The following is a 444-nucleotide window of genomic DNA, read 5'->3' as shown; positions in this document are numbered from 1 at the left end:
TAAAATACCTTGATGAAGGGTTGAGTGTGAGGTAAAAATGTGTCGTAATTTTAAAATGGTTTTAGCTACTCCATAAGTTATTTTTAAATTTTAAATAACAGAGATAATTTTGAGATATTATTATACTTTTTAAATTAGTCGCGAGCAAAATAGTTTTACTTTAAAATATGCTATGTAACATAAAAAAGAGCAATATATTAGAAATACTAAAATATTTGATGAGTTTAAATCAAGATTACAATATGATTAAGATTAAACAATATAGATAAATTTTATCCAAAAAACCGTCAAAATAAACAAAATAAGATAAGAAGATTATCTTTGATATCTCTAAATTGTTTAAATTTTTATCTTAACCCCAAATTCTTACTCACACGCCCTCTGCTTGTTTATTAAATTTGGTTTTGTTGCATTAAACCCTAATAGTATTAAAGAATTTATTAC

The organism is Campylobacter portucalensis, from assembly GCF_009690845.1.
GTDB classification, from domain to species: domain Bacteria; phylum Campylobacterota; class Campylobacteria; order Campylobacterales; family Campylobacteraceae; genus Campylobacter_B; species Campylobacter_B portucalensis.
This window is presented reverse-complemented; position numbering follows the sequence as displayed.